The following is a 25,853-nucleotide window of genomic DNA, read 5'->3' as shown; positions in this document are numbered from 1 at the left end:
TCCTCCTGCAAAGGCGTTTATCTCGCCGCCGGGTTCAAGATCGCCAGTGAAATGCACTGGATTTGGCTGCGCCGAATGCTTGACGGATTTGGTCTCGATGGTGTGGACCTGCCGACGCCTCGCCAAGCCTCATTTTCCAAGTATCTGTTCGAACGTGCATTGCTTCGGGCTTTTGTCAGGACGCCATCGCAGAAATTTGGTGCCATGACGGAAACGATCGCCGGTGACATGATCGAACCGCACCTCCGCCACCAGTTCGGGCCGCAATGGCTCCCATTGTCCGCTTCTTTCCGTGCTCCACCGACTGGGACCGCCCGGCGCTTTTCCCGTGAAGCCGGGAGCCGATCGCAAAGCTTCAAGTTGTCGCGTAAGCTTGGCCCTGTCCTCCCGGGCGATGGTCGAAGTGAACCCGACATGGTCGAGTTGCCCCTGGTCATTGTACAGGCCAAGCAACAGGGAGCCGACTTCACGCGAATTCGCCAGGTAGCGGAACCCTCCGACGACACAATCGGCCGTGCGCAGGCGCTTGACTTTGACCATGGCGCGCTCGCCGGGTCGATATTCGTCATCGAGAAGCTTGGCAACGACCCCGTCGGTCGAACCTTGTCCGGATTGGCCAAGCCATCTGCCTGCCGCCGCCAAATCACGCGTCGCCCGAGACAGTTCGAGATCCTTTCGCCCGGCCGACTTTACGAACAGTTCGAGTGCAGCGCGCCGAACCGAGAGCGGCTGCTGCATCAAGGCGCCCTCGGAGGTCGCCAACATGTCAAAGAGGATCAGCTTTGCCGGCGTCGCGACCGACAGTTTCCGGATCCTGCTTTCCGCCGGATGCAGCCGCATCTGCAAGGCGTCGAAAGAAAGAGCGCCTGCAATTTCGATGACGATCTCACCATCGACCACGAACTCTTTTGTTTTCAGTTCATGCAACATCGCGACGACTTCCGGGAAATACCGCCCTAACGGCTTGCCGGATTTTGCACGCAACTCCACGGCCGCGCCGGCTTTAAAGGCCAGGCAGCGGAACCCGTCCCATTTGGGTTCGTATTGCCATCGGCCAGCATCGGCCGGCAACGTGTCGGCAGCCTTTGCTTCCATCGGCGCCGTGCTCAACGCCACGCCGAAAGACGATTTTACACTCGTCGGCAGATCGCGAGAGATGGCAGATTCGCCCGTCATGAAAGTTCCGTGGACAACGATGGAGATCGACTCAACGCAGCACTGGTGCCGGTTTTGGAAAAATCATGCTTCAACAGGGTTAGGTCATGATGAGATTTCAACCAGATCTCATCATGACCTGGGACGGTCTACTCGGCAGCCTGCATGTTGATCTTGCTTTCCGCCATTTCGGTGAGCTTGCGATCGGTCGCCTGCTCTTCCTTCAGGTTCTTGGCCAACACGTTGGCACAGTCGCTGCGGCCAAGCTGGTTGGCCCAGGCGATGAGCGTGCCATATCTGGTCATCTCATAGTGTTCGACCGCCTGCGCCGACGCTATCAGCGCCGCGTCTAGGACCTCCTTGTCGTCAACGTCGCCGCTCACATCGTCGGCTTCCTCCAGAATGCCGTCTATCGCCGGGCAGTTGACCTCCTTGGCCTTGACGCCATGCAATTCGAACACCTGTTCGACGCGCTCGATATGGCCTTTGGTCTGCTCGAGGTGTTTTTCGAATCCGGCCTTCAATTGCGGATCGGTTGCCTTGCCGATCATCTTCGGCAGCGCTTTCTCGATCTGCTTTTCGGCGTAATAGATGTCGCGCAGCGTGTGCACGAAGAGATCGTCGAGTGTCTTGATGTCCTTCGAAAAGAAGCCCATGGCCTTACCTTTCATTGTGCAGAAGTTCGGGTTCGGCGGCGGCTTGCCCGCCACCCGCGGAGGCCGGGAACTCGTCCCGGCTTGCTGGTCAACGCACCGGCGCCGGAGGAGTTCCTGATTCCGAGCCGGCCGTTACTCCTTTTCGGGACGCTGCGGTCCATCTCCGGAGGAGCTTTGACCCGATCACACGTTCCATGGTCCAGACGAGGACCCTCGGGCGCACGCCGGCGCGGAAAAACTGACGGCCAGGAGAGCCGAAACGTGCTGTGCGCCGCAAGCTCTCAGGCGATGGCTGCTTCGGCAGATGCAATGCCAGCGCCGGGCGCGCACTATTGTCGGGAGAACTCTTGGTCAAGTATGCGAAGGCCCTCTTCATATTTGGCCGCCGACGCTCCGACCTGCCTCGACTGCCAGATGTTGTCCTCCAGATCGGCGCGTTTTACGGGGAGCGCCACTGGGTTCGACGCAGCCCGCCGGACAAAGGCGAAATACTCCTCATCCGGCCTGCGCGACATGGCATCGACCGCCGCGGTAATTGTCGGTCCGAAGCCTGCTTCTTCGAGCTTGGCGCGGGTCCAGCCCTCGCCTTTCTCCAGAACGTCATGAAGGTAGGCAACAGTCTTCTGATCGATTGTCTCGACAGCGTCGACGACACGGCGGCAATGCTCGATGTAGGGCCGCCCGGTCTTATCGCGCTGCGACGCGTGAACCTCCTCCGCAATCTTTGCCGCCTGGTAGAAAATGCTCATCGCGCCTGTCGTTACCGTGATTGACTCTGGCTGATGAAACCTATTCGACGATATGTGGCGTGTGTCGCTTGTCCTCGGCAGGGTCGACATCGATACGGGCTTTTTCCGGATCGAAAGCGCCGTGACCTGCAATAGCCAGAGCGGCCGCATCGGGCGTTTCGTAGGCCCACATGAAATCGTCGGAAGAACTGCCGACGGCGTGGACACGCCAGTAGCTTGCGGTGCCTTTAAGCGGGCACCGGGTGGTGGTGTCGGTCTTTTCGAAAAGATCGAAATAGATGTCCTCAAAGGGGATATAGAAAACGGGCTTGTGCCCGTCTTCACGCAGGACCTTCGCTCGCTCCGTAGCTGCGACGATGGCGTCGGAAAACCGCACCGTCACCGTGCCGGCAAACGGTTCTATGGCCAATCGGCCAAGGTTTTGCTGTGAAGTTGCGCCTGAAGTTTGCATTTGGATTTCTCCCTGGCGATTACCGCAAGATCGGTCATGCTTGGAGACGAAATGCGCGGCGGCGCTTCAGGTTCCGGCATGTCCGATGAACCTGAATTGCAGCCGGACTTAAAGCGCCTACCGGTTGCCGTATCCAGCAGTACTCGTCGGTAAGGCGCGGCGAAATGCTCGTCCAACCCATTCGAAGACTTTGGAAGACGACACGGTGGTCGCTTCCGTGGAGCGTCAGGGCTGGCACCGAAATGATCTTCGCCGCTACTTACGGGCGGGCGAGTTCCTGGCAGGAGATGCTCCAGCTGTTTGGCCGTCGTCAGCTGCCGCCTCACGTACGGGCTCCGGGGCGGCCTCAGTTGCTGCCAAGTGGGCCGCAAGGTCCCTATAGACCTTGTCCCTGCCGCCATCGTGTTTAGCGATCAGGCCAAGTAAGTCATGACGGCTTAGCTTTGCAATCTTCATTAGGAATTCGAATTCGTGCTTCGGAATGGAGGCTGCTAAGCGATCGAGTTTGGCCCGCCGGGTCTCTTTGGGCACATGTGCTCCTATGTATCCAGCCATGCGAGGCACGTACTCGGAGGCCCGCCATTGTCTTGATGGCGGGCCTCCGGGCGGCCGAAGCCGCTAGGTCCATCGGCTACTTGTTGCAATTTTGCACGGTCGAGGTCGTTGCGCCACTTGCAGTGTTGTTATCGATGTCATTGCCTGCGGCGTCCTTGCAACGGTCGGTCATGCCGTTCGATTTTGTAGTCGAGTTTGTGGAATTCGGATCGGTTGGCACGGCCGCATTCCCGCTTCCAGTGCCATTGCCAGCGGCGCCGCCGCTGCCAACAGTTCCAGTACCAGTTCCATTACCCGTGCCAGCCGTGCCGCCAGCACCCGTTCCATTTGTCTGCGCCAAGGCGGAACCGGCCAAGGCAATAGTTAGCACCGACGCGGCTAGAATTTTCTTCAACATTGGAGTCTCCGTGTTTGAATCGCCGAATTGCGATCGCTTTCCCAACGACAGGTTTTTCTCATTGTTCCCGGCGTAATGGATTGTGATCCGCAGCAGCTTCGTCGAGGTGGACACTCTTGACGGCGCACGAATTGTGATGAGACCTGACAAGGGCAGGATGGGCTTTGTTCAACACCAAAGCGATATGTTGGGCGCGGCTGCATGCATCCGACGCGGATCGCGATGCGGAATGTGGGCAAGACGGGTTACAACAGAAGCGGCGATCAGAGCTGCGAGCGAACCGGCCGCCTTGATGTTAATCTGACGGTTGAATCTCAAGACCATTCCGACGCAGGAGCAGAACGCATGCCGGCTCGATCCGAAGGATTTACAATCGCTCTGGCTCACAACGGGGATGCACGAACGCAGGCGGCCGCTGCGCTCTATCGACACAACATCGAACAAACCGGAATCGATGACCGGGCAGTGATCGGCGCGGAGCTTACCGACCCCTCGGGAAAGATCTGGGGTGGAATTTGGGGCAGAACGGAACTGGGGCTCCTGTTTCTCGACATGTTCTTCTTGCCTGAAAAATTGCTTGGCCGATCCTATGGATCACAGCTTCTTATGGCGATTGAGGAGAAAGCCATTAGGCGTGGATGCAAGAGAGCCGTCGTCGAGACGAGCAGTTTCCAGGCGCCTCAATTTTACCGGCTTCATGGGTTTGAGGAATTCGGCAAAGTCGAATTCGTTATTCCAGGACACGCCCGCATCTTCCTTCGCAAGAACCTGCAGTAATCTTTGCGGAGGCGCCATCTGCACGAACGGCTGTTCGCCGGCAAAACGCCGGCGCCTTAGCCCTCCCGAGCCGTAGCCATCTACTCCCGAAGGTCCTTTTGCCCTTTCCATCCGGGAAGCTCGGTCATCGGGCATAGCAGCCGCGGTCGCGCCGGATCGGAGATATCGAGTTTATCCCAGGGAATGCGGTACAGGCCGTCGCGACGGCGCAGCCGAAACAGGTCGAGCATCGCGATGCCGATGGTCGAAGCCGACAGACGCTCGAACGCGGCGTAGATGCCAACGTGGAATTCAGTAACGACGAGCTCGTCGCCACGCTGTTCGGCGAGAATCTCTTCGATGTGACCGATGCTCTTTCCACGCTGCGAGAGCACGCGTCGCCCGGCAAGATGTTCGAGGTTGACTGTCCTCATCATCACGCTCCTGGGATGCGCCCGATGACATGATCGCGCAACCAGTCCTGCCAGGCGAAAATCGACGTCTCGCCCACCTCGATGTCACATTCGATGTCGAGCCCGTTGTCCTGCACCTTTTTCCACGCAATCCTGTGTGGCTCGGCGTGGCGTTTGCCACCCACCCTCGTCGCCAGTTGCGCCATCCATTCCCCGGGCCGCGCGCCAAGGCGGCGCGCCAAAGTGATGGAGCCGAGTTCTATCGCGACAATCCTTGGTGGTTTGCCCAGCCGCAACTCAGCCACCACTCCGTCGACCTTGCCGATCTTGACCCGCCGGCGGTCGAACACCTGCTTGTCCAGGAGATCACGCATCAATTCCATCATGTGCCTCCGAATATCTGCAGCGGAATTGTCACCACGGCGAGCACGAAGGCAAGCGCGATAATGAAGACAACGGCGGCATTCGAAATGATGCCGTTGCGATGTTCGCCGACATAGCGTTCGTCATTCAGCAGGAAGAGAAATGGAACTACCGTCAGCGGAAGGCTCGCCGCCGTTACCGCCATGGAAAAGATGGTCAGCCTCAGTGGGTCGAGGCCAAGCATGATCGGAATGGCGGCCAAAAACAATGATGCCGTATAGACGGCACTGAAGCCCGGATCATCGCGCGGCTTGCGATCCTCGCCCCAGGTCCAGCCAAAGCCCTGTGCCACCAGATATGCCTGTTGCAACCCGACTTCGAGTGCGGCGCCGAAACAGGCAATGGCTAGCGAGGCAACGAATAGAACGAACCCCCAGAAGCCGAATATAGGGATCAGCATCAACGGCAGTTGGTGATAGTCGTCCACCTGGTCGATGCCGTGCGTCGCGAGAACGAGAGCAGCGATGATCAACACGCCGATCGAAATGGTCCCACCGAAGGTCATGCCCAGCCCGGCGATGGCACGATTGGCCCCAAGGTGGCTTTCATCCCACTTGTCCTCGATAGCTCCCGAGGAATAAAACATGAAAAGATAAGGCGAGATCGACGCGCCGAGAATGCTGGCCGCCATGAACCAGTAATTGATGGCATCGTGAGCCGGCAGCGAAGGCACGGCGCTGCCAGCGACCGCTGTCCAGTCGGGCTTTAACATCACCGCACCAACGACGAAGCACAGCGTCACGAGGCCGAGGACCGAAACGCCTTTCTCGATAAAGCCAAACGTGCCTTTCCACAGCAGCAGCCATGCCAGCAACGCCACCGGCAGTGCCCACCACTGGAAGCCTATGCCGGTGGCAAGTTCGAGTGCGATGGCCACACCGCCGATCTCAGCGGACAGCACCATGAAATTGACGAGAAAGACGACGAGCAACGGCCATAGGAAGACGTTGAACCCAAACCTTTCACGAATGCCCTCTGAGATCGTGTGATGGCTCATCGCGGCGAACCGACCGGCCATTTCAACCAAAAAGATGATGCATATGGTGCCGAGAACTATGGCCCAGATTAGCTGGAATCCGAAGGCGGCACCCGCCTGCGCCGCCGTAGCCATCGACCCGACTTCGAGGAAACCTCCGACACTGGTGACGACGCCAAGCGATATTTCCAGAAGCTTCTTCACGGCTTTGGTCCGAAAGCGCTGGTGTAAGCGGCGAGCGAGCGCATGCCCGCCCGAAGATCCTGTTGTGCGCTTTCCACCTCAGTGCGATTGTTCACCCGCAATCCCGCCTCGGCATGCGCCACCGCCACCGACAAACTGTTGACTGCTGCCGTCAGTCCTGCTCGCCCGGCTGGTTCAGCGGTCTCGGCCGATCGAATTTGCGCCTCGACATCGGCCAGCGTTTTTCCGACCGAGTGCAGTGCGGCCGTGGCATAGGCGGACGGTGCCGCTCCCTCCACCCAGGCATCCAGCACCATCGATACGGTCTGTGCCGCGGAGGCCGCTGTTCGTGATTGCTGCGCCACCTGATTGGAAGACGAGCATCCGGCCAACCCGGCTAGCATCAGAAGCAAGCACAGGCAGCCAACCGGAAAATGACGGTCGTTATGGGGTACAGCGCGCGTTGGATGCGCCACGCGGATTTCCTCCCCGGCCCGAACCAACTGCGTCCGGCATCAATGATCTAGAGCGCTCGGAGAGCTCGTCAAACGAAACCGACGACGAGCCTGTGAGGTCGGCTAGTTCAACGTAACAAAACGCTCCATCCCGGACAGCCGTGAAAGTGGGGGGGGGGCCCGCGCTTCTCTTTGGCGCGGAGAAGCGCGGGCAGATCGGGCTGAGGGGATGACCCGATCGCGCAGCATCAACATGGGAGGGCAACAACGCTGCACGGTTCGAACTTCCAACCGGGCCACTTGTTCCAACTTCAACTGATCCGTTCTGAGTACTCAATCCATGCGTTCGGGGGGCCTTTTTTTGAAGGTAGGCCATCGCGAGTTCTCATGGCGTAGAACGGTTTTTGTCGCAACGGCCCATCCATGAATGCGCGACGACCGCGACGACGACCTTCGCCTGACCGTCATGACAGCGCACTATCAATCCAGCCCAAACGCCGCGGAACAATTGTGCCCGCTCGTGGTTCCGATGGCACGAAGATGGAGGATATGATGACGGACGCCAAACTCGCTGTGGTGACCGGCGCCTCGAGTGGCATCGGAAGGGAAATCGCAAAGCTGTGCGCTAAAGACGGTTACGACCTGATCATCGCCGCCGACGAGCCGGCTATCCGGCAGGCGGCAGAGGCACTTGAGACCCACAATGTAACGGTCGAAGCCATTGAGGCCGATCTGGCGACCGTCGAGGGCGCCGATCGGTTGATCTCCCAGATCGGCGATCGCGATATCGACCTGTTGTTTCTCAATGCGGGACGCGGGCTCGGCAACGGCTTCGTCGACCAGGACTGGCGAAAAGTCCGCCGGATCATCGACACCAATGTCACTGGAACGGTCTATCTGGCGCATGAGCTCGGCGCCAAGATGGCCCGGCGAGGTCGCGGGCGCATCCTGTTCACCGGATCGATCGCCGGCTTCATGCCCGGCACATTCCAGGCCGTCTACAACGGCACGAAGGCGTTCATCGATTCCTTCTCGATCGCGCTCCGCCATGAGCTGAAAGATAGCGGGGTGACGGTCACCGTGCTGATGCCTGGCCCTACGCAGACGCGATTCTTCGAGCGCGCTGAAATGATGGATACCAAGATCGGCACCGATGAAAAGGACAATCCGGCCGATGTCGCCAAAACGGGTTACGAGGCGATGATGGCCGGTGATGAACAGGTCGTCAGCGGTTGGAAAAACAAGCTGCAGGTTGCCGCCGCGCATGTCACGCCGGCAGCCACTTTGGCCGAACAGCACCGTAGGATGGCCGAGCCGGGGTCGGCGTCCAGCGACTGAGCTGATATTTCGCGTCATCAAACGGGCTGGCATTCGCAGAGACCGCATGTGCTGCGCGAGGCAATCTATCGCTGCCGCAAGGCGGCACCATCTCGGTTCCCGGCGTCTGTGTTGGCCTGGTCGATCACATCCCGTTTGGCGGCGATGAATGAGGGACCGGCTTTCCGGATGGGCCAGACGCATACGCAACGCTACCTGGAACCTTTATTGGCGATGGTCCAGAACGGCGAAATCGATCCCTCCTTTCTGATTACCCACCGGCCGATCTGGAAGCAGGGCCGGTCTGTACAAGACGTTCCGCTACAATCAGGAGGTTGTGTCAAAGTGGTGATGCGGCCTCACGGCCGAGACGGGCAAGGCGAGCGACACCTCACTGCAATCACAAGGGAACATTCGCGTCGACGGCCGGTTAGGTGCCACTTCCGTAACGGTCACCTGCCGTCAAAGCGAGCCCATGATGAACCACGACCAGCATGACAATGTACCAGACGCAGCGCGTAGACTTGTCGCTGGAAGCATGGCGGGAGGAATTCTCGCCGCTTATGCTTCCACGGCGTCAGCCGATACGGGAACAGTGCCTGCTAAAGCAGGCCCTGCGAGCCCGATGCTCAAACAGAACCCGGTGACGCAATATCCCCAGCCGCCGTTCAAGCCACAGGAACAGAAGTGGCCGGGTTTGGCCAGCAAGATGGTGCCGCGCCCGGATCACGGCGAAACGACCTACAAGGGACCAGGCAGGCTTGCCGGTCGCAAAGCGCTGATAACCGGCGGCGATTCCGGAACCGGTCGTGCGGCGGCGATTGCATTCGCGCGCGAGCGTGCGGACGTTGCTTTCGGCTACCTCCCCGAAGAACAGGAAGACGCCGACGAACTGGTGGACCTAATAAAAGCGGCAGGTCAAAAGGCTTGCCGGCGATATCCGCAATGAGGCCTTTTGCAGAAAGCTGGTCGATGAAGCAGCAACGCCCCTCGGCGGTCTCGACATCCTGGTCAGCAACGCTGCCCGCCTCACTCGAGTCCACGGTCCTCAAAAAGGGCCGCCAGGCCCACCGCTCCTTAGGCGTGGTGGGCTTTCAGTCTGTCTACAGGAGGAACCAATGGCTGGCGATGATATAGAAAGAAGGCGACTGCAGATGTTGATCGAACAATATCTGGAGACCCGTAAGCGACGGCACGATTTCGTGTCGATCGCGAATGCCGAACTCGCGATCAAGGCTGTCATGCCGCATTGCCCGGTGTCGAGCGCAGCGTTGGCAGAGATGATTGCCGCTGGCGCCGTCACTTACGGCCTTGGCGTCCTATTCGACGCGAGGAAAACCGAGGGCGAACTGCCCGTTGTTTGATAAGCTCACACGGCTGACCAATCGTCGCGCGGTGGCGAACTTTCGCCCAGCGCTGGAGTACGCCAGACCGCGAGAATGCCAATCGTGCCGGCCGGATCGCAGGCACTTGCCGGCGACGCCGGCTCGGGCCTGGACCCGAATGTCGTCGCATCTCTGGTGAAAAACCAGTGTCTTTGTGCAGTTATCGGGCTTCTCGTTGGGTTGGCACCGTTCCGCTGTCCTGGTGTCTTGCCAAAGCTGTCGGTTGAACACCGAGCATATTTCGCACGGCCTCGACCAGCGCGGCAGCCCACACGGGTTTTGACAGCATCTTGTGATGACGCAAATCTTGCGGGATGTCGGATGCCGTGTACCCACTGACGAAAACAAACGGAATTCCGCGTTGCGCTAGAAGAGGGACAAGGGCAGCGCTGGTCTCGCCGCCGAGACCAATGTCCAGGACCGCAGCAGATATGACTTCACTCTCGATCAGCTTTTTCGCGCGAGCAACGGACGGCACTGGCCCGGCGATGGCGAAGCCGGCCTCTTCCAGGATTGCGCGGTGCTCCTCCGCGACCAGCCATTCATCTTCGACGACAAGGATACGAGATGCAGTCACGTTTCGCTCTCCCGATGATCAAACGGAAACTCAATCCGCAAGCTCAAACCATCGGAACCGAAAGATGTTTCAAAATTTCCGCCAAGCCGATACTCAATTTCGCCCTTCACCAGCGAAAGACCAAATCCCGTCTTCTCAGGCGGACTGACAGCGGGACCGCCGCTTTCTAACCATTCGAGCTGAAAACCGTGATCCGACGCCGACCAAGTCACGGACACCACGCCGTTTGGCACGGACAAGGCGCCATATTTTCCAGCATTCGTGGCAAGTTCATGGATCACCATGCCAAGCGACAGGCCCTGCTGAGGCTTGAGCCGAATGTCCTCGCCTGTGGTGTTGATGCGTTCCAGCCCGAACGGCTCGACTTCCTGCCGCACGATTTCCTCGACCGAGACCTCTTTCCAGCTTTCGCGCGAGAGCACTCCGTAGGCCCGCGCCATGGCGCGCAGGCGACCGATGAGCGCTTCGGCGAAAGCCTCCGAAGAGGGAGCATTTTTCAGAGTCTGACTGGCAATGCTGACCGTAACAGCCAGCATGTTCTTGACCCGATGGTTGAGTTCCGAGATCAATACCCGCTGGTGGGCTTCGGCTTCAGCCATGGTCGTCACATCGACAAAGGTCACCACCACGCCCTGGATTTTCCGCGCGCTGTCGCGGTAGGGGATCAGCCGCACGAGATAGTGGATGCCGTTGCTATCGCGCGGCAGCTGGTGCTCGATCATCTCGCCGGCCCTGAAAACCTGGGCAATATGGTCGCGCAGGTGCGGATAATCGAGCCGGCTGGCAAGATCGGTCAGCGGTCTTCCGATGTCGGTCGGCAGCAAGTTGAAGAACGAAGACGCCGCCGGCGTGAAGCTGCGGATAACCAGCTTGGTATCGAGAAAAACAGTCGCGATCTGTGTGCTCTCGAACAGGTTCTTCAGATCGCTGTTGGCACGATCGAGATCCTCGATCTTGGAAACCAGTTCGGCATTGATGGTGTTCAATTCCTCATTGAGGGACTGCATTTCTTCCTTGGAGGCCTCGAGCTCCTCATTGGAGGACTGGGCTTCTTCGTTGACCGAGACGAGTTCCTCATTGGAAGATTTCAACTCCTCCAACGCGGTCTCATATTCTTCGATCGTCGATTGCAGGCGCTCGCGCGTATCGCGGAGCTCGCGTTCGAAATCAGCAATCCCAGATGCCACCGGCTGTCGAACCTTTAGAGCCTCCAGCCGCGGCTGCGGCTGGCCCACCGGCTCGAACAGGACGAGAAACAGCGGCTCGCCGCTGCCGCGATCAGTCAAGGGCTCGATCGTCAATGTGACGAATTGGACACGATCTTCATCTTCTTCAATGGCTATCGCTTCGCGCACAACCGTGCGCCGGCCCTCGGCGGCTTCCCGCAAAGCGCCGCGCAATTCCAGACGCAGGCCGCTGCGTGCCATTGTGAGCAATTGTCTGCTCGGCACCCCTTGCGGCGGCTCGAGATATTTGCCGGTTCGGACCGAGTAATAGACGACATCTCCATCACCATTGACGACGACGTGAGCCGGAGCGAAGCGTTCGAGAACCTGCGCTTCAACGGTTTGCCTTAGGGAATAAGACAAGCCGCGGCGGGCATGTGTGTCATTGGCGCTGGAAAAGTTGCTTGCAGGCGCAGCATTCAACAAGATCGGCAGCCGCGGCGGCGCCGTATGTTCTCGTGCCTTGAATATCCGTTGTTTCTTGTCGACCGGTGCAAACAGATCGGCATGCTGGCTTATGCTCTCGGAGGTGCCAAGGAACAGATAGCCGCCGGGCTTCAGCGAATAGTGGAAGGTCGGAATAACCTGCTTTTGCACATCGGGGCCGAAATAGATCAGCAGGTTCCGGCACGACACCATGTCCATGCGCGAGAAGGGTGGATCACGGATGACGCTGTGCGCCGAGAAGATGCAGAGATCACGTACGCTCTTGCTCAAGATGAAACTTGTGCCGTCATTGCTGAAGAAGCGTTCGCGACGTTCAGGCGAAACGCCCGCAAGCAATGACTCCGGATAGCGCGCCGAACGTGCGATGCCCAACGCCGCGTCATCGATGTCCGTGGCGAAAATCTGGATGCGCGGCACAGCCGAAAGTGTATCCATATGCTCGCGCATCAGCATTCCGATCGAGAAGACTTCCTCGCCGGTTGCGCAGCCGGGCACCCAGACGCGGATCGTATCGTTGGCGTCCTTGCCTTCGAAAAGTTTGGGGATGACGGTCTCTTCCAGGGTCTTGAAAGCGTCCGTATCGCGGAAGAAATTTGTCACGTTGATCAGCAGATCGCGAAACAGCGACCGCACTTCCTCCGCATTTGAACGAAGCAACTCTATATAGGCATCGATCGCGGTGTTCTGCGTTATTTGCATGCGTCGCCTGACGCGACGCAAGAACGTCTTGGCCTTGTAGCCCGAGAAATCATGTCCCGAATGGCTGCGCAGGATCGCGTAGATTTCCTCCTGGCCCTTGCGGAGTTTCAAAGCACTGGCCTTGCCATCGTCAGCTTCAAGCTCGTCGAGCAGTTCAAAGCTATGGGCAAATTCCATGAGTTTCGCACCCATCTCATCGGCCGGGATGGCGATATCGATCAGACCGGAACTGATCGCGCTGCGCGGCATGTCGGGATTGCTCGGACCCGACTCGTCGGAGAGTTGCGCCAGCGTCAGGCCGCCATGCTCCTTGATTGCCTTGATGCCCAACGTACCGTCGGAATCGCCGCCCGACAGGACGACGCCGACGGCGTATTCGCCCTGATCCTCGGCCAGCGCGCTGAAAAAGATATCGATGGGCTTGCGCTCCCTGGACACGGAATTCGGTTGGCGCAGCTTTAGGCTGGAATTTTCGATGGTGAGGATCGCATTGTGCGGCATCACGTAGACGGTGTCAGGATGGATATCCATTCCATCTTCAGCGACACGAACCGGAATTCCGGTGTAAAGCGCAATCACTTCGTGCAGCAGACTTTCCCGTTCCGGGCTGAGATGCGTGACGATCACGAACGCCATCCCGCTCGAAGACGGCATCCCGCGAAAAAATCCCTCCATGGCGGCAATGCCGCCCGCAGAGGCGCCAATACCGACTATGGGGAACCTCGGCAGCTTTTGCATCAATTGTCCTGCTTCAGTGAAATGCAACGCGGCAGCGCTGATTTCGATCCAATGTGTAAACCGTTCCTACTCAAATTCCCATCCCGCACCGCCGATAGCCACGGAACCGATGGACGCGACCGCCGTTTAAAGCCCGGAGGGCTGCTATGTTATTAGGCATGCGAATTCTGCTCGTCGAGGACGAATTCTTGCTGGCAAGCGAACTTGCCTCTTATTTCAGCGATTGTGGGGCGACCGTTTTGGGGCCGGTGTCGTCAGTCAGCCGGGCTCGACGATATATCGATTCAGCGGATGGGGCGGTGCTGGACATCGACCTCAACGGTGAGACTGTTTTTCCCCTCGCCGACGAGCTGACGGACAGAGGCATCCCGTTCGTATTCTTCTCCGGAAACGATCAGATCACCCTGCCGGAGCGGTTCCGGTACACCCAAAACCTCTCCAAGCCGGCCGGGTTCAGGACGGTTGCCGGGATCCTCGCCGCGCAATCAACAGCGCTTGGTGAAGACAATGTTTTCCGCGCTCTTCCAAAACTGAGGCTGTCCGCGCGGCTGCTGCTGGGCGACCCACAGGCGGCCGATCGCCTCGTCGAACGGACATTGAAGGCGGCGCTGGAGGAGCGGTTGTCGACGCGGCATGACCTTCCCTTGAGCGAATGGCTCAATACACTCATGGAGGAGGTGCTCCGCAACGACAGGTCTGGCATCATGAATTAAGATTGTCCGATAGTTTGCCGCAGGCCGCCCTGTCGACCGCCCCCGCTACGGTACCCCTCCCCAAGAGCGCTTCGCTTCGTCTTGCAAATACGGCCGCATTCCTGCTAGAAATCCTCGTGGCCAAACCTCCGCAAACCAAACCTGACTCATTCAGCGATCCTGTTGAGGGCGACGCACTCGCAGCGCTGCTCGACGAAATCGCGGAAGAGGAAACACCTGAACGGCTGTTGAAGCTCGCCCTTGAGCTGCAGCAGCAACTGCTGTTGTCAAAGCAGCTGAAAAATCCCAACTGAACGGCCTGCAGCTAGGCATCTTGATGTGCCTCGAGTTCCACGATGGCGTCATCGCCTCGTTCGCCAGACCGATGCTGCTGCGGTAATCTTTCTGCGCTCGATGTGGGCGAAACCCCAGTCTCAATAGCTCAGCGGTTCCTGCGCCCAGAAGGCCCTGATCCCATCATGACGCCGATGAGACCAGGAAGATCAGGGCCAACTTGGGTCGCAGCCCAAGGTCGATCACTGCTGCCCTGGCATCTCGGTATTTTCTTGCGGGTTCTTTTTAACGCCGGGCGCGGGTGATGTCTCGGCGGGGGCATTGCCGCCTTGGTTCTGTTCCGGGGTGCGCTTTACTGGCGATGTCTGCCACGATCCGCCTGAAAGGGGTATGAACACAAAGAAGGCTAGCAGTGCGACGAAGATCACAGCCGCAATGACGACGCCCCACCCGAGTACATTTCGGGTGCCACGCTGTTCTTCCTTCCGGGACACATGCTCCGTCATCACTGGACTCCTTTGTGTCATTCGATGAAGTACAAATTTATCGTGCAGATCGACCGCACGGTCTGCTCTTCCCCGGCGCCGGCCACCGGCACAGCTGAAGAAAGCTGAAGCTAATCTTCTCCAGCTTTTCGGCTGCCTGGTTTGGCGACCCGCTTTGGCGTTTCCGGCACTGCCGGTTTCTGCTCGGGTGCAGGCGGATTGACCGCCTCATGCGCCAAACGGGCTTTGCGCAATCGCGCCGTTTTCTCTTCCCGCGCTTTACGCTCGGCTTCCATTACTCCTTGTGCGTAGAGGGTGGCTCGTGCGTCTCTGTCGTTTGGGGATCCACTGGCCGCCATAGTCAGCCCTCCGCCTTGTAATTCCTTGCTTCCTTCTTGGTGCCGTCTTTGCCGTGCTCGGCTGCAAGCTCTTTGGCCTGCCCGGGTGACACGTCGGTGACTTCGGCCAACTTGATTGCCTCTTTTTCAGAGAGATCACTGTCCTTTCGCGTGGGGTTCCTTGTCATCGCAGATCTCCTATCAGAGCCCAAACGACCGGACCGGCGGTGTGTTCCGTGGAACCTTCGATAGTCCACCGATTGAGGCGGGCTATCGCGCTTCCGGCAACGAGCGAAAAGGTTCTGATGCGGACGGACAAGATACACGATCAGCTTCAAGGCCTTTCGAACTGCTAGGCAAGCCGGGTTATGGCCGGGCTATGACCGTGTGGGACGCGTGACACACGGGCGGATTCAGGCATCGATGCCAGACGCTAGTTCTCGCCCGCGAGCGTGGCGAGAAATGACCGCCGCCATTCTGCTGCGTCATTGCGCCTGATGCGCTTGAGCAGTGCACTATGCCTTGCAATTCTTTCCTCAAGCGGCATCGCGAGCGCTTTTGCGATCGCATCGGCAACCTCGTCGACCGCATACGGGTTCACGATCAAGGATTCGGCAAGTTCTTCGGCCGCACCTGCAAAACGCGACAAAACCAGCACTCCGGGGTCGGCTTCGTCCTGCGCGGCTATGTATTCCTTGGCGACGAGGTTCATTCCGTCACGCAGGGGCGTGACCAATCCGACCTGGCTAGCGCGCAACAGGCCAGCAAGCCGAGAGCGTGATACGGCACGGTGGATGTAGCGGATCGGGGTCCAAGCCAAATCCGCGTATCTTCCGTTGACCGCGCCGGCGGTTGCTTCAAGCTGGGCCCGGATGTCGGCATAGGCGCTGACCTCCTCGCGCGTCGGCGACGCAATCTGCAAATAGGTTGCCGCCCGCTCGTGTTCCGGATGCCTTTCCAAAAGACGCGCGAAAGCCTGCATGCGGCCGGGGAGACCCTTGGAGTAGTCCAGCCGATCGACGCCGATGATTTGCTTGAGGCCCAGAATCTGGAGGCGCATGGAATCGATCTGCACATCCTCCGCCGCCTCATTGGCCATGCGTGCGATTGAATCGACGTCGATGCCTATCGGAAAACACCTCGATAACACCGTGCGGCCGTTCATCTCAGCCGAACCATTGATATCAAAAGTAATGGAGTTGGCCGCCTGCACTGAGCGCCGGAAATTCCCCACGTCCGTTTCGGTCTGGAACCCCACGACGTCATATTGAAGCAGGTCATCGATGAGTTCTTTATGATCGGGCGTGGCTACAAACAGGTCAGGCGGCGGGAACGGTATGTGAAGAAAAAACCCGATCCGATTCCGGACTCCCAGCCGCCGCAACTGGGCGGCCAAGGGGATAAGGTGGTAGTCGTGAACCCACACCAGGTCGTCGTCGCCCGACAGCAGTCCTGCGAGCGCCTTCGCGAACCGCGCATTGATCTGCCGGTAAGCCTGTAGAAACTCTGCCCGGTGGTTCACGAGGTCCAGTCGGTAATGAAAAAGCGGCCACAGCGTGCTGTTGGCATAGCCATTGTAATAGAGCGAATACTCCTCATACGGCAGGGTAAGCGCAGCTGTCTCGATCTTTCCCACGCGTTCCAAGCGGATCAGCGGTTCGTCGCTCGCGGCGTAGTCCTGATACTCGGCGCTTGCTCCTAGCCATAGGCCTCCACGCTCGGCCAACGCATCCCCGATGCCTACAGCAAGTCCGCCGGCTTGCAGATCGCGAATGTTCCCCAGCCTGTTCGAGACGACAACCAGACGACGCGGGATGGCGCGATCGCCCGTTAGCTCAGCCTCCCCACCTACGGCGTCGCGCTCAAGGGGATCACCAACCGTTTGCGAGGCCTCGTTGAGAATTTCGTCCGGTCGCTGCAACAAGAGCAAATCCTGAGCGTGAAGATTTGCTTGGGGAACGGTCCGCGCGTGCGATTGTTCCCGACGTAAGTGTCCAGCCGGATTCGCTGGTTCTCGGCCCGCTCGGGCGCCTTTTTCAGCGGCTCTCGCAGGATCGTCGTCGGACGCACCGGTGATGAGGCCTTGATCCAGCATGCCGAGCAGCCGTGGCTTTGGCGACGGCCGGACTTACCGCTTTGGTATTCATGCTGCCGGATCTCCTGCCCTGTCATATCAACTCCCCACCTTGGCAAAAGCGTCAACTGACCAAACCGTCAGTCCACCTCGATTACCTTGCGCGTCGGCTTTCGTTGACGGGGCGGCGGCTTTACCGCTGCGGGCGCGGGCGGGGTCTGCGCTATCGATGCCTCCAATAACTGTCGCTGTTCTCTAAGCCGCGCCGTCTTGGCTTCCCTGGCATGCCGCTCCGCTTGCAACAGCAACTTGGCTTCTCGATCCGCCCTCTCGATCTTTTCCCTGTCGATGCGTCGTGTTTTCAAGGTCGCCTCCTTTGGTCAGACGGCGAACAAAGTGCGGACCTGAAAAAATGTTCCCAACAAATTAAGGCCTGACCTGCCTCAAATGATATTGACGAGCAGCCCGCCGGTTGCGCGTCTGCGGCTCTCTGACGTCCAAAGGAACTGCTTGCCGTCCGCGGCGTTACGCCACCACGCTGGCCGGAAGATTACCATGGACGACAAACCCCGAACGACGATCAGAAAACCGGCCCGGATTGATCGAGGGCGTTGCTTTTGCGGAGCCATCACAGCTGAATTCAGTGGCGATCCCTTTTGGATTTGTTTCGACCACGACGATGACTGCCGACGAGCGATCGGCGCCCACTGACGATCTGGATTGGCTATCGTCCAGATCAGGTCGATTGGCTCGGCCCAAAACCAAAAACATTCTCGAAAACCAGGGGCGTCGTGCGCTCCTTCTGTTCGGAATGTGGCACCTCGATTGGGTACACCGATGAAGGCTTGCCAAACGAGTTCTACATCTCGATCGGATTCATGGACGCGCCCGAGAAGTTCCATCCCCAAGCTCAAGCCTATTGGGAAATGCGACTGCCGTTTATCAGGATGGATGACGGTTTGCCTCGCGTCGAGGGCTACACCCGGGCGCGCGACCCCGCCCTGGGCAATCCCAGAGACCGGTGAGGCAGGAGGTTGGACTTTGGGCCTCGTACCTGCAAGCCAGCGCGAACCGACGTCGTCATGCGGCGAGCTTTGCTGAACCGATCCGTTTGATGGCGATGCTGATCGACCGTTCGCCATCGTCGTAGTCGGCCCAGGCGACGGTCTTTTTCAGGTGGCCCGGAACCGTGCGAACGGTGTATTTTTTCGGATCGAGATCCGCCTTCACCTGACTCCAGGTCAGCGGCATGGATACAGTCGCGCCTTCCCTGGCGCGAGGGGAGAGAGGGGCGACGGCTGTCGCCATGCGATCATTCCTGAGATAGTCGAGAAAAATCCGGGATGTCCGCAGCTTCTTGGCCATGTTGACGAGGTAGAGATCCGGGCTATCTGCCGCCATCTGGATGCAGACGGCCTTTGCGAAGGCCTTGGCCTCGGCCCATGTCGTCTTGCTGCGTTCGGCCGCCAATGGCGTCACGACATGCAAGCCTTTGCCCCCCGTGGTTTTGCAGAAGCTCACCAAGCCCAGATCTTCGAGACGATCGCGCATTTCCTTGGCTGCCGCGACCACCTTCGCAAAAGGGACTTCCGGACCGGGGTCAAGGTCGAAGACAAGTCGGCCAGGTATTTCGGGATGACCCGGCTGGCAATTCCAGGGGTGAAGCTCAAGGCCGCCTATCTGGGCGATCGCGGCCAGACCCTCGACGCGGTCGATTTGCAGATACGGTTTGTGATCGCCGAAGACTTTTACCAGTTCCAGCAGATTGGATGTGCCTGGCATTGCGTGGCGCTGGAAAAACTGCTCGCCGGCGTAGCCATCCGGCGCGCGCACGAGTGAACAGGGACGACCTTTGATATGTCTGATCATCCAGGGGCCAACGGTCTCGAAATATTCTGCAAGATCGAGCTTGTCGACGGGCTGACCGTCGCCGGCATTCGGCCAAAGCGGCTTGTCCGGCTTGGAAATGATGACGCCCATGACAACCGGGCTTTTTCCTGTCTTGCCAGTCACCTTGGCAGGGTCGGCAATCGGCGTCTCTTGAGGATCAGCTGGACGCTCGGCCTCGACGTCTTTTGCGGGCTTGTCTTCACGCAGGCCTTTGAAGGCGGCCTGCCGGATATTGCCACCCCCGGTCCAGCCGGCGAACTCGATTTCCGCGACCAATTCCGGCTTCGTCCAGAAGACGGTTGAATTCCTTTTCGGTGCGCCATCGCCGGTAAACGGCGACGTCGCGGCTTTCATCTCCTGCAGCCTGGGCATCAGCTGCTTGACCTTTGCCTCGCTGAATCCGGTCCCCACACGGCCGATATAGGCGAAATGTTCACCGCGATTGACGCCGACGAGCAATGACCGGAATTTGCCGTTGGTCGTCGACCAGCCGCCGATGACCACCTCATGCCCGGCGCGGCATTTCGATTTGGCCCAGGTGTCGGTCCTCCCCGAAACATAGGTTGCATCGGCCCTCTTGGAGACAATCCCCTCAAGCGAAAGGCGACAGGCAGAACGCAGCACCGCGTCGCCGCCATTGCTGAAGTGCTCGACATAGCGGATGAGATTTTGCGCGCCGCGATCGACTTCGCCGAGCATCTCGCTCAGACGTTCCTTCCGTTGTGAGAGAGGCATCTTTCGCAGATCGACGCCATTAGCGAAGAGCAGGTCAAAAGCAAAGTAGATCAGGTCTTTCGTCCGGCGCTCCGACAGCGCCGCCTGCAGTGCGGCAAAATCGGGCGCGCCGTTCTCGTCAAGCGCTACGATTTCGCCGTCGATGATGACGTTGGGGAGGCTGGCGGCCTCCTTTGCGATGGCGCCAAATTTCTCCGTCCAGTCAAGACCCTTGCGGGTCTTAAGGGCGATGTCCTTGTCTTCCACGCGCAACTGGACGCGATAACCGTCAAACTTGATTTCGTGAACCCAGTTCGTCCCGGCCGGCGGCCGGGAAAGCGTTGCGCAAAGCTGTGGTGGGATGAAGTCGGGCATCTTCGCCGCTGAGGCACCAGCGGCTCGCTTCGGCCGCGGAGCAGGCTTTGCCGACTTGGCGGCGCGCTTGTCGGCATGGCCGCGCTTGCTGTCCCAAACGGCATCCGCATCGGCCAACGATGAACCTTTCATCATGAACGGCTTCGGACCTGCCCCCTTCCCCGCTGCAATCCTCTCCATGCTCCGACCCGAGGCGACGGATCGATCCTGAGCCAGCACCGCATCGCCATTGCCCTCTGTCGCGTATTTGTCGCGGTGTTTTATCAGCAGCCAGTTGGTCCGCTTCCCGCCATTGCGGTCATGCTTCATGCGCACGAGGACGAAGCTTCCATGCAGGCGCTTGCCCTGCAGCGTGAATTTCAGGTCGCCTTTTTCCAACGACTTTTCGGGAGACATGGCGCCTTCCGGTTCCCAATATCCGCGATCCCACAACTGCACCGTGCCGCCACCATATTGTCCTTTGGGAATCGTGCCTTCGAAGTCGCCGTACTCCAGCGGGTGATCCTCAACCTCCACGGCAAGTCGTTTGTCGTGAGGATCCAGTGATGGACCTTTGGTCACAGCCCATGATTTGAAGACCCCGCCAAGCTCGAGGCGAAGATCATAGTGCAGCCGCGTGGCCGCGTGTTTTTGGATGACGAACCGGAGTCGGTTCGAACCCGCAATCGAGCTTTCGCCGCTGGGCTCTTTCGTCTTCGCGAAATCCCTTTTGGCCCGGTAGGTTGAAAGCTCGCCCGTTTTCATGGAAGTGCCCCGACTAATGACGCAACGCCGGGACTCAACGCAGTGGGTGAGATTTGGTTCGGTTCATAGCCGAGACGACGCCGATGCTGCTTTTCCGCTTCAGAGTGGCATCGGCGTCAAATGAGGCCTTCACGGAGACTACAGGTGTCGTCACCGCTGACGTTAAGGTTCCTTGGTTTGCCCAACCATTTTTGCAAGCTCTGAAAATGGTGGGATGTCCAGTTCGCCTTGCGCGTTGTTTGCGATCTGCAGAAGCCGGATCGGGAAGCAGATCGCGTCACGGTTGGCCGGTGTCATGTCTTCGTAGGTCCGCTCGTCACTTGTCATGGACGCCTCTGCCTTTCGCAGGGCGGTATCGATCTCGTCAATTGACAGCAGACCTTTGTGAACGAGCAGATTGTTGATTGACGCGACCGCCATCATCAACCCTTCAAGCTGAAGATTGGCAACGTTCATGGCTTGACCGTGTTTCCGCCGCCCGGCCTCGCCGGGGCGTTCTGGCCATCGGATTGGTGCGTCTTGTCATCCACTTCGTTGACTGGCCGCGTCAGACCGACCCCACTCTTGGGTTTCTTGTTGCCGGCCGCATCCTGAGAGAACGCATCCGAAGGATCAGGACCTGTTCTAGCCGGGTACTTCGTTGCGCCGGTCTCGCGACGGTTTTCATTATCAGGCATTTTTGATCACTCCAATCGGATGACCGATAACCATTACGAGCCCGGCGAGTTCCGGCGCCGCATGGAACATTTCTGGCCGTAGGTGCAGAGACAAGCGGGCGTGTCTCGGCAATCGCGCCTCGCGCACTGGCGGCAGGTCTCGCTTTCGTTGCCGACAGCATTAGGTTGCTCGTTGAGGTAAAAGGAATTCCCCATGCGGGTGGCACGCGAAGCCTGGGTTCTTGGCAAGGAGAGCATCCTCGGATTCATCAACGACAATGCCCTCAGCCACGGTGCGGCGATGGCATTCTATGCCGTTACGTCCCTGGCCCCGATCTTGTTGATCGTTGTTGCGATTGCTGGACTTGTCTTTGGGCATGAAGCAGCTCAACTCGCTCTGTCGGCCGAAATCGCAGGCGTGATGGGATCGCAAACCGGCGACCTTCTGCGCAGCACCATCGAAAGCGCTTCTCACAGAACCGCCGGCACTGTTGCCACTTTGGTGGGCATTGTCACCCTCTTCGTGACAGCCTCAGGGGTGTTTGGCGAAATGCAGCTTTCGCTCAACACAATCTGGAAGATTGAGCCACCACCCATGTCTGTGTCGCGATTGGTGCGGGCGCGGGCGGCCAGCCTGGGTCTGGTTGCAGCGTTGGGATTTCTACTGCTTGTCTCGTTGGCGGCGAGCGCCGCCATTTCCGCACTTGGCGCTGCCATCAACGCCCATCTGCCGTTCGGCACGATCATTCTCGCGTCGATAAACGGCATTGTATCGTTCGTGCTGATTTCCGCTCTGTTTGCCGCGATCTTCAAGATCCTGCCGGACCGGTCGCTCGCTTGGCGCGATGTCGCAATTGGCGCGGCAGTGACCGCTTTGCTCTTCACCATCGGCAAGTCGCTGATTGGCTGGTATATCGGAACCAGCGCGATCGCATCCTCCTATGGCGCGGCGGGTGCACTGCTGGTCGTGCTGCTTTGGGTTTACTATTCGTCTGAGATATTCCTGCTCGGCGCCGAGTTCACGCGGGCCTATTCCGTCCGTCTCGGCAGTCGGTCCGACCTTCAACCGATAGTGGAGGCAGAGAGCCCGTCGCGACAGACATCGAACCCTGGGCCAACCATCCAGCGCGAGGTGCAGGCCTGGATTGTGATCACGGGTTTGCTGACCTTCGTGGCGACACGGGTCTGGCCATCGCGGCGATCTTAGCTGCTTCCCACCAATTCTGTTTCTTTGGAACGCAACCCGGACACCGGAATTGCATAGGAACAGGAGGTTGCCCATGCCAAATTCCGCTTTGAGACGACAGTATCCGGCCAGACTACCGCTCTCGAGGAAGAGCTAGCGAGTGCGGAGATGGCCAGTCCGAGAGCAATAGAGATGGCGCGCGTAGCGGTGGCGGCGGATCCTGGGTCAGGAACCAAGCAATCGGGATCGACTATCAAGGTCTACGATGAAGCCGGATACCTGGTCGCCACAGTCAATTTTTCCGACGTGTTGCCGAGTGATCCGGACGCCGGACAGCATGGGATTGGCGACGCGGTTGTCGAAGAACCGGGTGTGATGCGGTCTGGCTGACCCGTGGTAGATCAGGGTTTCACGTTTCGCTCACGCGATCCCCGGCAGGGCAATTCGCTGAGATCGCGAGGTCCTCGGCCATCATCAGATGCTAGAGCTGAGATTCGATCGGGAGGTGACGGACGAAGACCGCCAGGATACGGCGAAAAAATCCGGCTTCTGGTTCATGCGTATAGTCCTGAATCTTGCCTTCGCCGCATCCATGCCAATGCAGAACATTGTGCTTCAGTTCGAGCCGATAGCTTGTTTCCGGAGATATTTCCGATTGGAATCGATGCCGCAGCTCGGCGACCAATTTCGGATCCTCAAACAGCACGCCCATTTCCGAGTTCAAGGACACTGACCGTGGATCGAAATTGAAGGAACCGACGAAGCCGATATTGTCGTCGACGGTGAAAGCTTTCGTATGCAGACTGGCGCCCTTCGAGCCAAACACCGAGATTGCGGAGCGCCGGTTGAACGGCTGAAGCTCGAAAATATTGACGCCATTCCTCAGCAGCCGCTTGCGATAATTTGCGTAAGCGCCATGGACTGCGGCGACGTCCGTGGCGGCCAGGGAATTGGTCAGAACCGAAACGTCAACACCGGCGCCGACAAGGTCCAGCAAGATCGCTGTGCCCCTTTTGCCGGGGATGAAATAGGGCGACACAATTTCCAGACACCCGCGCGTGGATTGGATGATCGGACGCAGCTCTTTCATAAGCCAGCTGCGACGTCTCCAACCACGAACCTTCTCCGGCGGATCGGAAATGACCCGCACGCCATCCACCCAATGAACGTCGTTGCTGGCCGCAATAAACTCCGTGATCGAGCCCCGGTTGCCGATGCCGTTCAAGAATTTGGGATCGGGGCCGGTATCGCTTCCTTCAAGCCATTTGGCATGCTCATGCTCAGCCACTGATCCCAAGGTTTTGATTGGCTTGGCTTCATTGCAAGCCCAGAAGGCATCGAATATCGCCGCGGTTTGCCGTACCGCAGGCCCCAGGAGCAGCAGATCGAGGTCCCGGAAATTGGTTTCTGCCGCATCGAAATAGGCATCGCCAACATTCCGACCGCCGACAATGGCAAATTTGTCGTCAACGATCCAAGCCTTGTTGTGCATCCGTCGCGTCAATGCAAAGAGCCGCAACAGCACTTCCACACCACGCATGATCCGGCCGCGCCTGATACCGCTCGGATTGAACAACTTCAATTCGATGTTTGGATGGTTGTTCAGCGCCAGATATGCCGCATCATTTTTACGCGGATTGACGTCGTCAAGGAGCATGCGCACCCGAACACCGCGCTCAGCAGCTCGAAAAACCTCGCGAAGCAGCAAGCGGCCGGTGTGGTCATCATGCCAAAGGTAATACATCAGGTCGAGGCTGCGCTCAGCGCTCCTTGCCGCCAGCACGCGCACAGCGAAAGCGTCATAATTGTCCGAGACAAGCAGCAAGCCGCTCTTGCCGGTTTTGATGTTGTCGTCTGCGGTTCGCGAAAGTGATACGTCCATAAAAATTGCCACCTTTGGACGGTGCTCGCTGCCATCCCGCTCAAATCATAGCTAGAACCATTCTGAGGTATTCTGGTTGCATACGCATTGTCCAATCACCCAATTGCTGGATGCAAGCAGGGCCAGCAATCAAGCGGCTGCAGAGCGGTCAGGAGGCTTGAGAGGCGTTGCCCCGACTGCTCTGCTGCCGCCGCGGAACTTGCGTCTCCTGCAGTCAGACCGCACGACCGTTGGCGGGAGCCCGATGGCGTGCGCCCCGCCGCGGCTCTTCGACGAGAATGACGTGGTCGTTGTTCTCAGTGAAGCGCAGGACCCTTTAAATTTAGATATCTCCATTATCCCGGAACCGGGTTCGGGTTTCCGAGTTAAGAAAATGCTCGCGACGGGCAATTTTCAACAGAGGAGACGGCACAATGCCCACTGCCAAGAAAGCCAATGGCAACAACAAGGACCTGGAGGACCTTTTCCTCGATGGCCTCAAAGACATCTACTATGCCGAGAAGAAAATTCTGAAAGCCTTGCCGAAGATGGCCAAAGGCGCATCCGAAGAGCAAGTTTCGGCAGCATTCGAGAAGCACCTCGCTGAAACCGAGGGGCAGGTCGAACGTCTGGAGGAGGTCTTCGAGATTCTCGGCGCGGCCGCGCGCGGCAAAACCTGCCCGGCGATCGACGGCATCCTGGAGGAAGGATCTGAAATCCTTCAGGAGTACAAGGGTTCGACTTCGCTCGATGCAGGGCTCGTCGGTGCCGCGCAAGCCGTGGAGCACTATGAGATTGCCAGGTATGGAACCCTGATTGCCTGGGCTACGACGCTCGGCAAGGATGACGTGGTTGCGCTCCTCAATGCGACACTTGAGGAGGAGAAGGCCACCGACGAGGCGCTGACTGCCCTCGGTGAAGCCGGCGTCAACGAACGAGCGGCAGAACGGAAAGCGGCTTGATTGATCGCCTACCCAACCGCCTCG

28 protein-coding genes and 1 pseudogene are annotated in these 25,853 nt (G+C 58.8%); 10 read left to right on the top strand and 19 right to left on the bottom strand.

All coding sequences use genetic code 11. From position 1 onward, the window contains the following. Positions 1-129: 129 nt before the first annotated feature. The 5 genes from ACYG9Y_RS05765 to ACYG9Y_RS05745 all read right to left on the bottom strand — a co-directional run bounded on the left by ACYG9Y_RS05765 (position 130) and on the right by ACYG9Y_RS05745 (position 3,963). Entirely contained in the window at positions 130-1,176 is a 1,047-nt protein-coding gene (locus ACYG9Y_RS05765) for an ATP-dependent DNA ligase (protein WP_023714624.1), read from the bottom strand. Positions 1,177-1,304: 128 nt separating this feature from the next. Next, positions 1,305-1,811 (bottom strand): YciE/YciF ferroxidase family protein, encoded by a 507-nt coding sequence (locus tag ACYG9Y_RS05760; protein ID WP_023739536.1) that lies wholly within the window; start codon positions 1,809-1,811, stop codon positions 1,305-1,307. A 329-nt stretch (positions 1,812-2,140) separates the two neighbouring features. Then, a complete protein-coding gene (locus ACYG9Y_RS05755) occupies positions 2,141-2,560 on the bottom strand; it encodes an HD domain-containing protein (RefSeq protein WP_023681173.1) in 420 nt (139 codons plus the stop codon). A gap of 40 nt (positions 2,561-2,600) precedes the next feature. Continuing rightward, positions 2,601-3,011, bottom strand: coding sequence for a DUF427 domain-containing protein (locus tag ACYG9Y_RS05750; RefSeq protein ID WP_023739537.1), 411 nt, complete (start codon positions 3,009-3,011; stop codon positions 2,601-2,603). Between the two features lie 631 nt (positions 3,012-3,642). Further along, positions 3,643-3,963 (bottom strand): hypothetical protein, encoded by a 321-nt coding sequence (locus ACYG9Y_RS05745; RefSeq protein ID WP_031195797.1) that lies wholly within the window; start codon positions 3,961-3,963, stop codon positions 3,643-3,645. A 201-nt stretch (positions 3,964-4,164) separates the two neighbouring features. Here ACYG9Y_RS05745 and ACYG9Y_RS05740 point away from each other — a divergent pair, with 201 nt between their 5' ends. Beyond that, entirely contained in the window at positions 4,165-4,740 is a 576-nt protein-coding gene (locus ACYG9Y_RS05740; RefSeq protein ID WP_245260462.1) for a GNAT family N-acetyltransferase, read from the top strand. A gap of 80 nt (positions 4,741-4,820) precedes the next feature. On the opposite strand, the gene ACYG9Y_RS05735 is transcribed toward ACYG9Y_RS05740, so the two are convergent. The 4 genes from ACYG9Y_RS05735 to ACYG9Y_RS05720 are packed head-to-tail and all read right to left on the bottom strand — an operon-like array spanning position 4,821 to position 7,190. Then, positions 4,821-5,153 carry a hypothetical protein gene (locus tag ACYG9Y_RS05735; protein WP_023681169.1) on the bottom strand — a complete coding sequence of 111 codons (333 nt, stop codon included), beginning with the start codon at positions 5,151-5,153 and terminating at the stop codon, positions 4,821-4,823. A gap of 2 nt (positions 5,154-5,155) precedes the next feature. Then, the gene (locus tag ACYG9Y_RS05730; RefSeq protein ID WP_245260463.1) at positions 5,156-5,518 is read right to left on the bottom strand and encodes a hypothetical protein; all 363 of its coding nucleotides are present in this window, start codon (positions 5,516-5,518) and stop codon (positions 5,156-5,158) included. Continuing rightward, positions 5,515-6,735: an NRAMP family divalent metal transporter gene (locus tag ACYG9Y_RS05725; protein ID WP_023739541.1), complete on the bottom strand. Its 1,221-nt coding sequence runs from the start codon at positions 6,733-6,735 to the stop codon at positions 5,515-5,517. Before ACYG9Y_RS05725 ends, ACYG9Y_RS05730 begins: the two co-directional genes overlap by 4 nt. Next, positions 6,732-7,190, bottom strand: a complete 459-nt coding sequence (locus ACYG9Y_RS05720; RefSeq protein ID WP_245260464.1) for a hypothetical protein — start codon at positions 7,188-7,190, stop codon at positions 6,732-6,734. Before ACYG9Y_RS05720 ends, ACYG9Y_RS05725 begins: the two co-directional genes overlap by 4 nt. 531 nt (positions 7,191-7,721) lie before the next feature. On the opposite strand from ACYG9Y_RS05720, the gene ACYG9Y_RS05715 reads away from it, so the two are divergent. The 3 genes and pseudogenes from ACYG9Y_RS05715 (at position 7,722) to ACYG9Y_RS05705 (ending at position 9,850) form a co-directional block, all read left to right on the top strand. Beyond that, positions 7,722-8,507 carry an SDR family NAD(P)-dependent oxidoreductase gene (locus ACYG9Y_RS05715; protein WP_031253273.1) on the top strand — a complete coding sequence of 262 codons (786 nt, stop codon included), beginning with the start codon at positions 7,722-7,724 and terminating at the stop codon, positions 8,505-8,507. Between the two features lie 604 nt (positions 8,508-9,111). After that, positions 9,112-9,514 (top strand): annotated as a pseudogene (locus ACYG9Y_RS05710) (SDR family NAD(P)-dependent oxidoreductase); the annotation flags it as partial. A 90-nt stretch (positions 9,515-9,604) separates the two neighbouring features. Further along, positions 9,605-9,850, top strand: a complete 246-nt coding sequence (locus tag ACYG9Y_RS05705) for a hypothetical protein (protein ID WP_023725497.1) — start codon at positions 9,605-9,607, stop codon at positions 9,848-9,850. Positions 9,851-10,031: 181 nt separating this feature from the next. Here ACYG9Y_RS05705 and ACYG9Y_RS05700 read toward each other — a convergent pair whose 3' ends face one another. Both ACYG9Y_RS05700 and ACYG9Y_RS05695 read right to left on the bottom strand, forming a co-directional pair. Beyond that, the gene (locus ACYG9Y_RS05700) at positions 10,032-10,448 is read right to left on the bottom strand and encodes a response regulator (RefSeq protein ID WP_023700039.1); all 417 of its coding nucleotides are present in this window, start codon (positions 10,446-10,448) and stop codon (positions 10,032-10,034) included. After that, complete coding sequence (locus ACYG9Y_RS05695) at positions 10,445-13,558, bottom strand: CheR family methyltransferase (protein ID WP_023739545.1); 3,114 nt, start codon at positions 13,556-13,558, stop codon at positions 10,445-10,447. The genes ACYG9Y_RS05700 and ACYG9Y_RS05695 overlap by 4 nt, the downstream gene beginning before the upstream one ends. Before the next feature lie 158 nt (positions 13,559-13,716). On the opposite strand from ACYG9Y_RS05695, the gene ACYG9Y_RS05690 reads away from it, so the two are divergent. Further along, a complete protein-coding gene (locus tag ACYG9Y_RS05690; protein ID WP_050588792.1) occupies positions 13,717-14,271 on the top strand; it encodes a response regulator in 555 nt (184 codons plus the stop codon). A gap of 2 nt (positions 14,272-14,273) precedes the next feature. Continuing rightward, positions 14,274-14,564 carry a hypothetical protein gene (locus tag ACYG9Y_RS05685; protein ID WP_031253272.1) on the top strand — a complete coding sequence of 97 codons (291 nt, stop codon included), beginning with the start codon at positions 14,274-14,276 and terminating at the stop codon, positions 14,562-14,564. Between the two features lie 222 nt (positions 14,565-14,786). On the opposite strand, the gene ACYG9Y_RS05680 is transcribed toward ACYG9Y_RS05685, so the two are convergent. From ACYG9Y_RS05680 to ACYG9Y_RS05665, 4 genes are all read right to left on the bottom strand, one after another. Next, positions 14,787-15,050: a hypothetical protein gene (locus tag ACYG9Y_RS05680; protein ID WP_023681159.1), complete on the bottom strand. Its 264-nt coding sequence runs from the start codon at positions 15,048-15,050 to the stop codon at positions 14,787-14,789. Between the two features lie 750 nt (positions 15,051-15,800). Further along, on the bottom strand, positions 15,801-17,291 hold the full coding sequence (locus ACYG9Y_RS05675; protein ID WP_245260465.1) for an alpha,alpha-trehalose-phosphate synthase (UDP-forming): 1,491 nt from the start codon (positions 17,289-17,291) through the stop codon (positions 15,801-15,803). Between the two features lie 290 nt (positions 17,292-17,581). Further along, complete coding sequence (locus ACYG9Y_RS05670) at positions 17,582-17,806, bottom strand: hypothetical protein (RefSeq protein ID WP_023712192.1); 225 nt, start codon at positions 17,804-17,806, stop codon at positions 17,582-17,584. Between the two features lie 160 nt (positions 17,807-17,966). Further along, a complete protein-coding gene (locus ACYG9Y_RS05665) occupies positions 17,967-18,212 on the bottom strand; it encodes a hypothetical protein (RefSeq protein WP_245260466.1) in 246 nt (81 codons plus the stop codon). A gap of 20 nt (positions 18,213-18,232) precedes the next feature. Between ACYG9Y_RS05665 and ACYG9Y_RS05660 the strand changes: the two genes are divergently transcribed. After that, on the top strand, positions 18,233-18,466 hold the full coding sequence (locus tag ACYG9Y_RS05660) for a GFA family protein (RefSeq protein WP_023712194.1): 234 nt from the start codon (positions 18,233-18,235) through the stop codon (positions 18,464-18,466). A gap of 55 nt (positions 18,467-18,521) precedes the next feature. On the opposite strand, the gene ligD is transcribed toward ACYG9Y_RS05660, so the two are convergent. From ligD to ACYG9Y_RS05645, 3 genes are all read right to left on the bottom strand, one after another. Further along, a complete protein-coding gene (ligD, locus tag ACYG9Y_RS05655) occupies positions 18,522-21,164 on the bottom strand; it encodes a DNA ligase D (RefSeq protein ID WP_023739549.1) in 2,643 nt (880 codons plus the stop codon). Positions 21,165-21,326: 162 nt separating this feature from the next. Further along, entirely contained in the window at positions 21,327-21,620 is a 294-nt protein-coding gene (locus tag ACYG9Y_RS05650; RefSeq protein WP_023739550.1) for a hypothetical protein, read from the bottom strand. Beyond that, positions 21,617-21,841: a hypothetical protein gene (locus tag ACYG9Y_RS05645; RefSeq protein ID WP_155921617.1), complete on the bottom strand. Its 225-nt coding sequence runs from the start codon at positions 21,839-21,841 to the stop codon at positions 21,617-21,619. The genes ACYG9Y_RS05650 and ACYG9Y_RS05645 overlap by 4 nt, the downstream gene beginning before the upstream one ends. 193 nt (positions 21,842-22,034) lie before the next feature. On the opposite strand from ACYG9Y_RS05645, the gene ACYG9Y_RS05640 reads away from it, so the two are divergent. Continuing rightward, positions 22,035-23,027 (top strand): YihY/virulence factor BrkB family protein, encoded by a 993-nt coding sequence (locus ACYG9Y_RS05640; protein ID WP_023739551.1) that lies wholly within the window; start codon positions 22,035-22,037, stop codon positions 23,025-23,027. Positions 23,028-23,198: 171 nt separating this feature from the next. Beyond that, positions 23,199-23,396 (top strand): hypothetical protein, encoded by a 198-nt coding sequence (locus ACYG9Y_RS05635; RefSeq protein WP_023700030.1) that lies wholly within the window; start codon positions 23,199-23,201, stop codon positions 23,394-23,396. A gap of 91 nt (positions 23,397-23,487) precedes the next feature. Here the strand turns inward: ACYG9Y_RS05635 and ACYG9Y_RS05630 are convergent, their stop codons facing one another. Continuing rightward, positions 23,488-24,888 carry a phospholipase D family protein gene (locus ACYG9Y_RS05630; RefSeq protein ID WP_023700029.1) on the bottom strand — a complete coding sequence of 467 codons (1,401 nt, stop codon included), beginning with the start codon at positions 24,886-24,888 and terminating at the stop codon, positions 23,488-23,490. Positions 24,889-25,301: 413 nt separating this feature from the next. Between ACYG9Y_RS05630 and ACYG9Y_RS05625 the strand changes: the two genes are divergently transcribed. After that, on the top strand, positions 25,302-25,829 hold the full coding sequence (locus ACYG9Y_RS05625; protein ID WP_023681150.1) for a YciE/YciF ferroxidase family protein: 528 nt from the start codon (positions 25,302-25,304) through the stop codon (positions 25,827-25,829). Positions 25,830-25,853 lie beyond the last annotated feature (24 nt).

The organism is Mesorhizobium sp. W050 (assembly GCF_054719535.1).
The sequence above is the reverse complement of the archived record's forward strand: the minus strand, read 5'-3'. Positions and strand labels throughout refer to the sequence as shown.